The organism is Aquiflexum sp. (genome assembly GCF_977115555.1).
The window spans coordinates 1-11,034 of sequence record NZ_CDSBKL010000114.1 but is presented as its reverse complement, the minus strand read 5'-3'; the positions used below and the strand labels follow the sequence as shown (position 1 = coordinate 11,034).

7 protein-coding genes are annotated in these 11,034 nt (G+C 39.5%); 5 read left to right on the top strand and 2 right to left on the bottom strand.

The genetic code is table 11. The annotated features are described in order from the left end of the window. The first annotated feature begins 4 nt into the window (after window positions 1-4). The 5 genes from yaaA (at window position 5) to ACZFYI_RS08955 (ending at window position 9,613) form a co-directional block, all read left to right on the top strand. Window positions 5-160 (top strand): peroxide stress protein YaaA, encoded by a 156-nt coding sequence (yaaA, locus tag ACZFYI_RS08975; protein ID WP_462523785.1) that lies wholly within the window; start codon window positions 5-7, stop codon window positions 158-160. A 192-nt stretch (window positions 161-352) separates the two neighbouring features. Further along, complete coding sequence (locus ACZFYI_RS08970) at window positions 353-3,835, top strand: hypothetical protein (protein ID WP_462523784.1); 3,483 nt, start codon at window positions 353-355, stop codon at window positions 3,833-3,835. 264 nt (window positions 3,836-4,099) lie between these two features. Next, entirely contained in the window at window positions 4,100-6,814 is a 2,715-nt protein-coding gene (locus tag ACZFYI_RS08965; protein ID WP_462523783.1) for a hypothetical protein, read from the top strand. Window positions 6,815-6,963: 149 nt separating this feature from the next. Next, the gene (locus ACZFYI_RS08960) at window positions 6,964-8,193 is read left to right on the top strand and encodes an MFS transporter (RefSeq protein WP_462523782.1); all 1,230 of its coding nucleotides are present in this window, start codon (window positions 6,964-6,966) and stop codon (window positions 8,191-8,193) included. 61 nt (window positions 8,194-8,254) lie between these two features. After that, window positions 8,255-9,613 (top strand): glycoside hydrolase family 140 protein, encoded by a 1,359-nt coding sequence (locus ACZFYI_RS08955; RefSeq protein WP_462523781.1) that lies wholly within the window; start codon window positions 8,255-8,257, stop codon window positions 9,611-9,613. Window positions 9,614-9,665: 52 nt separating this feature from the next. Here ACZFYI_RS08955 and galK read toward each other — a convergent pair whose 3' ends face one another. Together galK and ACZFYI_RS08945 are read right to left on the bottom strand one after the other, a co-directional pair. Then, entirely contained in the window at window positions 9,666-10,811 is a 1,146-nt protein-coding gene (galK, locus tag ACZFYI_RS08950) for a galactokinase (RefSeq protein ID WP_462523780.1), read from the bottom strand. Between the two features lie 11 nt (window positions 10,812-10,822). Then, window positions 10,823-11,034, bottom strand: a 212-nt coding sequence (locus ACZFYI_RS08945; protein ID WP_462523779.1) for an aldose epimerase family protein, incomplete at its 5' end; no start/stop codon positions are given.

Below are 11,034 nucleotides of genomic sequence, written 5' to 3'. Positions count from 1 at the left end.
TGAAATCATCGGGCTTTTTGCCAAAAAAGCAAGAGGGATGATGGTCAATCATATTATCAAAAACAGAATCAATGACCCTGAATTGCTGAAGACTTTCAATGAAGGAAAATATGAATGGATGGGGGAAGAAGAAGGAGGGATTTGGAAGTTCGTAAGGTAATTTTATGAATATATTGAAAAATCTCAAACAATCATAAAATTTCTTAAAAACCACATAATAACTTAAAAAATACTTTTTAATGTTTTTTAAATAAAAATAAATGCATTTTAAATGTAAAAATATTTTTTTCTAATTCTAGAATGCGTTAGATTTGGTACAAAGTTTCTCACGATTCTTTATACTATCTCGCAAATGAAAAGTTTTCTTAGACACCTGATCCTATCCGTTATACTTATTGCTATTGGCCAAAGGTCGATGGCAATTGGTTTGGAAAATGAATCCTATTTTAAGTCTGACATTGACATCGAGAATTTTGTCAAATCAATAAATGATTTTGGTATAATTGGACCCGATGAGCTTTGCCTCTATTTTGGAAGCACTCAAGGGGAATTCTTTGGAGGCGGATTGTCTACAGATGTTTTCAAATGGAAAATCATCAAATCTGATGGTAGTATTTTAACCGAAAAGGAAGGCGGATTTCAAACCTTCAATCACATTTTTTTGGAAGAAGGTGTATTTGAAGTCCAATTGACAATAAGAAGAGGTATCGAGGATGTTTATAACGGTACTAAAAAAATTGTAATCAACAAAGGTGCTGACCTTGTCATTAAAAATTCGTATTTACTTTGCGATGACGGAAAAGCAACCCTGACCTTACTCGATCCCAATACAACCAATATCGCCTCCTATAAAATCAAATGGTTTGATGGTTCAGGTCAATTGGTCGGAACCGAAAACAGCATCCAAGTTGATAAGGAAGGCAGGTATTCTGTTGAATTTTTTACAATCAATGAAGTAGGTATTGAGGTTTGTTCATTTTTCATTGATACCTATGTTCACCAACCAAAAGATTACCAATTGTCAATCAGCACAACGCAAGTTTGTGAGGGATCACAATCGACGGTAGTTTCAGCAGGGAATTCAATTTTTGGATCTTGGTATTATCAGAAAGAGGGAACTGTTGAAAAGGTATTTCTTGGGTTTGGAAATAAGTGGGAAATTGTAGGTGGAAGAGATTTGGATGGCCCGGGAGCTTATAAGATTATTTTTGAGGTGGATAACACTGCGTCAGAGTTTTGCAAAACCGTAGATTCTGTAAACTTTACAGTCAACCAGCACAGTAATTTCAGTATTAATTTTGAAAGAGGCTCTGAAAACTGTGATTCAAATGATGGAGTTTTGGTCATTGAAGCCATTACTAAATTGGACGTACTAAGAGTCAGGAGAAATGGGGTTGTTTTTGCTACCTATCGAAATCTTAATGAAGGAGAAGTCATCAGAATTCCCGGATTATCGCCTGGACTCTACGCCGCATCAGGTGCATTTAATGGTTGTTCGAGGTCAAGAGGTGCCATTTTACCTTTATTGAATCCTCCCGGCAATCTTAAATACATCATTAAAGAAGTTATTGGTGAGAACTGTGATGCTTCTGGAAAAATAGATGGTCAGATACTAATTAAAATGCTTGAAGCAAATTTCACTGGTTCTTACAGGCTTTTGACCACAACAGGTGGCGTAGTAAAGAGTGGAAATATTGAGGATGTGGAGGAATTTACAATTTTAGCTCCTGCCGGCAATTATTTCATTGAAATCAGCAATATGGAAGGTTGTGTATTGCCCACCCTCGATAGGATTGTAGTTAGCAGTAAGCCTCAGGTAGTGTATTCCATACCGGAAAGATTGAATGTTTGTGAATTTTTTGATTTTGTACCCGTGACCAACCAGGATCTTTCTTTCACTTTGACATATCCCGATAATTCTACAATAACCAAAAACAAAGGTGAAGCATTTAGGATTGACCAATCTGGCGAATACTTTTTATTAGGATTTGAAAATGGTTCTCAAGAAGGACTATGTCCAAGGGAATCAAGTCTTTTTGTGACAGTGACCAATCCTGTGGATTACCAACCTGAACTGGTTTCAAGGGACTGTTTTGGCAATAAGCAATATAAAGCAAATCTGTTTGGTGCAGATCCAAGCAGGTTTAATATTACTTGGAAAAACGAAAAAAACGAGATTGTAGGAAATGAAGAATTTTTGATTCCAACTTCTTTTGGAGAGTTCGAGCTTGATGTTCAGCCTAAAAACTCAGAAATATGTCCTACTCTACCTAAAAAATTCACCGTCGACAAAACAGTCATGGAAGTCGAGACATCTCTTCAGACTACAACACTTTGCCCGGGTGGTATTGCAGAGATCACTTTGATTACAGACCTTGAAGAGGTAACAAGGATTTCCTGGATATATATCGATTTATTGGGTGCGGTTACTGTTTTAGAAGAATTTGAAAATGAAACCCGGATTTCTGTGAGTAATCCGGGAAACTATGAAGCGGTTGTTTTCAATGATTTTTTCTGCGAAATAGGTAGAGACCTGGTAGCCATCCAGATAAGTGAAGACCTGGCATTTTTTGAGGTTCCCGAGCAATTGGTAATATGTGAGGATTATGAACTTGCACCAGACTCGGATTTGGATTTGAAGTTTTCAGTTTTGATGCCAAATGGGGATTTGGAGGTTTTTGAAAAAGGGGAAAATTTCATTTTGAATCAAAATGGGGAATATACCATTACTGCTGAAAGTGCCGACCCTGCGTTTCCATTATGTCCAGTTACCAAGACAATTCAGGTGCAACGTACAGTTCCTGTAAACTTTGAGCCGGAAATTTTTGAAGAAAACTGTGAAGGAAAACTTGTTTATGCCGTGAATCTTTTTGGAAAAAGCAGTAATGAAGTAGATATTTTTTGGTACAATGAGAATGGGGAATTGGTAGGGACAGAAGAATTTCTAAGTCCGGAAACCTTTGGCGTTTTTGAACTTGAAGTAAGGCCAAAAGGAAGTTTTCAATGCCCCGAACCCAATAAAAGGAAGTTTGAAGTGCTTCAGCCTTTGTTGGAATTGGAAGTTAAACTGGGCTCAACCCCATTTTGCGCTGATGCTGAAAACGTAATAATATCTCTGGAAGCTGACGAGAAGGCCTCATTCATGGTCGATTGGTTTTTTACAGATTTCAATGGAAATAGGACTTCTTTGGAAGCTTACAAAAACCTCAAGGAAATTGTTGTTTCTGAGCAAGGCACTTATGAAGTCGAAATTACAAACCAGAAGGGTTGCTTTTTGGGAAGGGATGTTGTCCTTGTAATGAAAAGTATGGATGAAAATAGACCTCATGTAGAAGAAAGCTATATTATATGTCCTTCCCTAGAAAATACTAGAGCTATTGATCCCGGGGCTTTTCTACAGTACCAATGGATTTTGGATGGTAACTTGGTAAGCAATGAATCAATATTCTCGCCTGTTTTAGGAGGCAATTATACCTTGACAGTGACAAACTTTGAAGGATGTTCCTTTACTACCCTTTTTGAAGTAAAGGAAGAATGCGCCGTTCAGGTCCGACATACAACAGGGATGAGCACAAAAGATTCTTCACGTCCATTTAAGGTTTATTCCAACTCTTTGGTTGATGAAATTGATGTGTCGATTTATAATAATTGGGGCCAATTGGTATTTCAATGTTCAAAGCAAAATATTTCATCAGGTAATGATTCCTGCGAATGGTTTGGAGAATTCAATGGGCAGACTATTCAGCGGGGTAATTATGCAGTCAAGATTATTTACAAAAATAATTTTGAAAATATTTCTAGAACCATCCAAAGTTCCATCACTGTAGTAGATTGATGGACTAAGAGCTTTTGGTCATTGGTTTTTGAAGGTTGCAGGTTAATTTTTGTTTTTAAAAATATTTAAAAAATAACAATGTAGTTTTCAGCTTTTTTTAATTGATAATTAACGGGTTATATCTAGGATTTTGACTTTAAATTTTTTTCTATATACCTATTAATGGTATTGTTTTTGTATTGGAAATTGGCTCGATGAATTCAGGTAATATACTTCCGAATCATCTCTATCTCGCTGATTTATCACCTGCTTAAAGATTATTTTATGAAGAAAAGCTCTGACTTTTTGAGGCTGCAATTCATTATTGGAATTACCTTTTTGTTTGCAAGCATGGGCCATATTTTTGGAAAAGATTCAGAATCGCCAATTGTTGCAGAAAATTTATTTGCCGACCCTTTATTGACCGGCCCCGATAACTTATGTATAATTTTCGGAAGTGCAATCGCTGATTTTTCTGGTGGAGGCGAAGCAGCTACCGATGTGTATGATTGGGTGATCACAAATCCTTCGGGAGGAGAACATTTCACAAGGTATGGTGGAGCAACTTTTCAGAATATCAGTGTTCAATTTTCACAGCTTGGGGTATATAATGTCGCTTTAAGTGTGAGGAGGGGCAACGATATCATTTATACATCCTCCAAATCCCTCTCTGTCATCCAAGGCCCTCAAATAGTTCTCCAACCCGATTATTTATTATGTGGAAGTACTCCGGCAATTCTCACAGCGATCAATCCATCCACTCCAAATATCAATCAATATACTTTTGAATGGACTAATTCCTCGGGTGATATTATAGGCAATCAGAATGAATTGAGCGTAGCTGACGAAGGATATTATTTTATTTCTCTGTTTTTGACAAACTCTTCCGGAGGGACTGATTGTCAAATAAACGGCGGAACATACGTAGGGCCACCCAGAGATTTCCAATTACTAATCAACAGTCCTGAAGTCTGTATGGGAGCAAATGTGGAACTTGGTTTGGATACGCCTATTCCGGGACAGTGGTTGGTTCAGAAAATCGGGGAAACAGATTTGATTGATTTCGGGACTGCATTTTCATTGAGTTTAGATTCTGAGGAAGATCTTTTCGGATCGGGTAATTATAGGGCTGTTTTCCGGGCAGAGGATAGTCAATATCCTGACTGTATATCGGAAAGGGATATCAATTTCATCATAAAAGACCAAGCTGAATTTATCTATTCAGATGTATCTGTAGCATCCGGTTGCAATATGCAGGATGGAAGTTTTTTATTTTCCGCCGAATCGGATATTGATTTGCTTAGGATCAATGAACTTTCATTTTTGGAAGCAGATTTATCAGCAGGTGAAACCAGATCTTTTTCAAACCTTTATCCCGGTATTTATGTCTTAGAAGCCCAATTGGATGGCTGTAACAGGAGTGAAGTTGTAATAATTCCAAATAGCAATCCTGATCCAAGCATGTTGTTTGAGGTAATTGAAGTGGGAGAGGCTTGCTCTGAAACAGGTAAATCAAATGGAATTATCAGGGTTAATTTCCTGAATGGTCCATATACAGGGGAATATAGGGTAGTAGACGCTTCCGGTGCGGCATCTTTTACAGGGGTGATTTCCAATGTCAGTTCCTTTGAGGTTTCTGTTCCGGGAAATAATTATGCCATAGAAATTATTTCCCCTTCAGGATGTAAACTCCCTGAAAACAGGATTTTAAATGTTCCTGCCCAAGAATTTGTATCGTTCTCGGTCCCGGAAGTAATTACGATCTGTGGTGATTTTGATTTCATTCCTTCTACGGACCAAAATCTCGTCTTTACTTTGGTCAGCCCATCAGGTCAGGTCGAGACAAAAAACTCCAACGACTTGTTTGTTTTAAATCAATCCGGGGACTATACACTGACAGGTACAAGTTTGGATGCAAGCCTGACTTTATGTCCAAAGACTATACCGTTTTCAGTAATTAATATAGAGACACCCGATTTTGAACCTGTTTTGGAAAGCGAGGATTGCTTTGGCAACAAGCTTTACAGGGCGGAATTGAATGGAGTTGATCCTTCTACAGTGTCAATCAGGTGGTATGATGAAAACCTCAAAATAGTAGGAAGGGGAGAAATGTGGTATCCGACTGCTTATGGTAATTTCTCTTTGGACGTCCAGCCTAGGGCCTCAAGTCTATGTGGTTTCAATCCCAAACCATTTGAGGTTAGGCAGCCTGTTTTTGAAGTCGATGTGACTTTGACAGCAGGATTAATTTGCGGGGAGGGACAATTTGCAACAGTTAGCATGGAATCGGATTTTGAGGAGGTAGACAGAATCGAGTGGATTTTTATTGCAGCAGATGGGAGTCAGGGTATTTTGACACAGTTTGCAGACGAAAGAGAAATAGAAGTCGGGGAAGAGGGTACATATGAGGCTGTGGTTTTCAATAGAGTGGGCTGTGAGATAGGAAGGAACTTGATCCTGGTTATGAAAAGTTATGATGAAGCAAGACCAGAAATTAAACCATTTTATTCAATCTGTACTGAGTCCAATTATGGTGAAATCGTAAATCCCGGGTCATTTGAAACATACGAGTGGTTTCTCAATGGAGAGTTCATTTCTGACGAACCAACATTGAATCTTAGAAGAGAAGGAAATTACACCTTATTGGTGACCAATGCTGATGGCTGTATTTTTGAATCTTCTTTTTCCACATTTGAAGACTGTACCTTCGAGGCTGTTTTTACCACAGGGATGAATCTGAATGATGTCAATAAGCACTTTGAAGTATATGTCAATAACTCAGTCGAAAAGGCTCAAATATGGATCCATAATCGGAATGGTGAACTGATCCATTTTTGTGAAAGTGATGTCATCCAATCAAGGGTAGCTTTCTGTCAATGGGATGGTTTGATAAGAGGGAAGGAAATTCCGGTTGGGTCATACTCTGTTACTATGAGAATCATGAGTCCAAGGTTTGGTTTAGAAAAGAAAATCAGGCGAAATCTTGTAGTGTTTGATTGATAATTTCAGATTTTTTCTTGAACCAAAACCATGTATTCATAATTTTTTATGAAAGGGCATCGCGATACATGATATTTTTTATATTTTCCGTCTTTATTAAAATCAACCCAAACTTAAAAGTCAATTAAAACCTTTTAAACCCAATTAATATGAACGAAAATATCAACAAATCAGCATTGTTCAATGCAAGTTGTTTTGCCCTCATTACGACAGCATTTACCTTCGCGATCCGTGCCGGGATTTTACCTCAGTTAGGAGATCAGTTCGGTCTGTCTGCCGAGCAACTTGGATTTATCAATTCCATGTGGTTTCTCGGGTTTCCGATTTCCATGATTTTGGGTGGCCTTTTTTACCATACAATTGGCCCTAAAATTATCATGCAGATCGCTTTTATCGCCCATACCCTCGGTATCGTATTGACGATTTATGCAGGTGGTTATACAGGGCTTTTGATTTCTACATTATTTATTGGCTTTGGTAACGGCTGTACAGAAGCTGCCTGTAATCCCATGATCGCTGATATGTATTCAGGAATTACGTTAAATAAAATGTTGAACAGATTCCACATGTGGTTTCCCGGTGGTATTGTAATTGGAAGCTTGATTTCCAAATTCATGACTGATTTTGGAATGGGATGGCAGATGCAAATGTGGGTATTGATGATTCCTACTCTAATTTATGCATTCTTGTTTTTTGGCAAGGCATTTCCAAAGCCTACTGTGGAGGGTGTCACATCTATCTCAAGTAATCTTAAGGCATTGTTTTCCCCGGTATTTATTTTCTTGTTTTTTTGCATGGCATTGACTGCAATTTCAGAATTTGGACCTCAGCAATGGGTAAATGTCGTCATGAGTGCAAGTGGAGCTAGTGGCATGTTGATATTGGCGTTGACAACAGGGATCATGGCTGTTGGAAGGTTCTTCGCAGGCCCGGTAGTCAAGACCCTTGGTCAAACAGGAGTTTTGCTTGGAGGTGCGGTTTTCGCGACTTTGGGTATTTATATGTTTAGTACTGTCACTGGGTCTATGTCATACCTTGCTGCTGTCATTTTTGCTATTGGAGTTTGTTACTTCTGGCCTGTGATGGTTGGGGCAGTGGCCCAAAGAGTCCCTCTAAGTGGAGCGTTGGGAATGTCAATCATAGGTGGAGTAGGGATGTTCTCTACAGCAATTTTCCAACCAATCATCGGAAGATGGATTGATGATTCAAGAGCAGATCAAACAGCTTTGGGTTTGGCAGGAGATGCTTTGGAATTGGCTGCAGGTCAGGCAACTTTGCTAAAAATGGTTATGTTTCCAGCGATATTGATTATCCTGTTTACGATTTTCTTTATTTGGCAGAAAAACTCAAAAGTCTCAGCAAGTGCTGCGTCACACTAAAATTATCGAAGCAGTCCGAAAGGGCTGCTTTTTTTTTGTCTTTTGTTTTGTAAATTCAAGAATGAAAAAAATAATCCTCACCTTCCTTTTTTTAGGTTTTCAAACCATATTGTTTGCCCAGGTCATGGGGCCGATTAAAAAATCTGAGAACCAAAGATTCTTTACAGAATCCGATGGTTCCCCATTCTTTTGGATGGCTGATACGGCTTGGGAGTTGTTTCACAGAACTGATAGGGAAGAGGCGACTTACTATTTGAATACGAGACAAGCGCAGGGTTTCAATGTGGTTCAGGCAGTTGCTTTGGCTGAATTGGATGGATTGAATAGTCCGAATTCATATGGGGAAATGCCATTCAAAACCATCACTCCCTTGGTGACCAATGAGAAATATTGGGAACATGTAGATTATATCATTGACTTGGCTGCACAGAAAGGAATCCATATTGCTTTGCTCCCAACCTGGGGAGACAAGCTTTATAAGGACAGTTGGGGTACAGGGCCTGAAATTTTCAATGAAGAAAATGCTTACACTTATGGAAAATGGATCGGTGAAAGGTATGCCGGCAAAAAAAACCTGATTTGGGTTTTGGGAGGAGATAGGAATCCAAGAAAGGATTCAAAAGATGTGGAGGTTTGGAATCAGATGGCAAAAGGAATTGAAGCTTCTGCCAAGAAAGACAATCCGATTTTGATGAGTTTTCATCCACAACCAAACAGGCCTGCAGGTTCTTCCACCTGGTTTCACCAAGAAGTATGGTTGGATTTTAACATGCAACAAACTGGACATTGCCCAAATCAACCCACCTACCGAATCATCAGTCACGATTATGAATTGAATCCTACCAAACCGACTCTTGACGGTGAACCGCTCTATGAGGAACATCCCAACTGCTTTAATGCAAAAGAACTAGGTTACAGCAATCCGGATGATATCAGAAGGATCATGTATTGGAATGTATTTGCAGGAGGAGCTGGGCAGACTTATGGATGTCATGCGGTCTGGCAGATGTTCACATTGGACCGCCAACCTATCAATGCGCCATTGCGACCTTGGAAGGTTTCTCTCGATCTACCTATGGCCAATCAGGTCAAGCACCTGAAAAATCTGATGCTTTCCATGCCCTATTTCGATAGAATTCCGGATTATGACTTGGTCAACTCCATTCAGGAAGAGGATGAACATTTTGTAATCGGAACAAGAGATATTGAAGGAACTTATGCCATGATTTATTTTCCTACAGGGAAAAGCGTTGAATTAGATTTCTCAAGATTAAAAATTGAAACATTCAAAGCCACTTGGTTCGATCCACGAACCGGAGTAAGTTTTCCTTACTCAGGATCGGATTTGACCAATGGAACAAATTGGATCATAGCACCATCGAGTGGCAAAGGTCAGGATTGGGTGTTGGTCGTGGAGTGATAATAGAAGAATTTGAATTTCTGTCTATTGTTAAGGTTTTTGGAATCAATATTCAAATCAATCCAGTTCCGTCCTCCAAACTCACTTGGTAGAACTTGGGACTTACCCCAAACTTGGATTCGAAAGCAGGTTGGATGCTTTCCTTGAGGGTCTTGACTTTTGCTTTTTCCACAATATTGATGGTGCAGCCGCCAAATCCGCCTCCCATCATCCTGCTTCCAAAGACAAAATCTAGTTCTTTAGTGAAGTCCACCAAAAAATCCAGCTCTGAACAGGACACTTCGTAAAGGTTGGAAAGTCCTTCATGGGAGGCATACATTTTTTCTCCAAAACCCTTTAAGTTATTCTGGTCTAATAATTCTGATGATGCCAGTACCCTGTTGTTTTCCTCAATGATGTATTTACACCTGTTGAAAACTGTTAGGCTGATGTCAGATTGGATAGTATCCAAAAGTGCCAAATCCATGTCCCGTAGAGATTTTACGTTTGGATTGTTTTTTTGAGCCGCTTGCACACCTTCCTGACATTCTTGTCTTCTTTTATTGTAGGCAGAATCTGCCAAGGAATGCTTCACACAGGTATCAATCAGCAAAATGCTGTGATCAGGCAAGTTCAGAGGAAAATATTGGAAATCCATTGACCTGCAATCCAAGCGGATGACATGGCCTTTTTTTCCCATCACAGAGGCAAACTGGTCCATAATGCCACATTGGACACCTGCGAAAACATGTTCGGCTTTTTGAGCATAATGGATCAATGAGCGCTTTGGAATATGAAAGCCAAACAAAGTATCCAGTGCAAATCCGACAGCAGCTTCCAAGGCTGCTGAAGAAGAAAGCCCTGCACCCACTGGAATATCCCCGCCAAAAACCATGTCAAATCCCTGTACATGATATCCTGCCTGTTGGAGTTGGGCAGTGACACCCATGATGTAAGTCGCCCAATGGCCTTTTTTTGGACCAAAAGAATCAAGGTTGAAAGCGAATTCCTCCTCAAAATCGACTGAATAAACCTTCGCTTGTCGGGTACGGTTGGCAGCGATGGCAACAATCATCTTTTTATCAATGGCTGCCGGCATCACAAAACCCTCATTGTAATCTGTATGCTCGCCGATCAGGTTGATTCGTCCCGGGGAATACACGATAAGAGGCTCTTTATGGAACAATTCCTTGAAGGTGGTGTCGATGGCTTTTTTCATTTCTTCGAAAATCACTCTGCCGTAAATACAAACTGCGTCTTGGATTGAAAAACCTCTCCGGGCATTAGGAGAATAGACGGAAACTCTGGTTGGTTGCAGGAATCCGGGAAATGTTGCGTCTCCAGACAGATAGCCGTTCTTTTGCCATAAGTAATGCCATTTTTTCCTTTGAAATCATTGCCTAAATAATTTCCAGTATACACCTGAATGCCCGGTTCTGTGG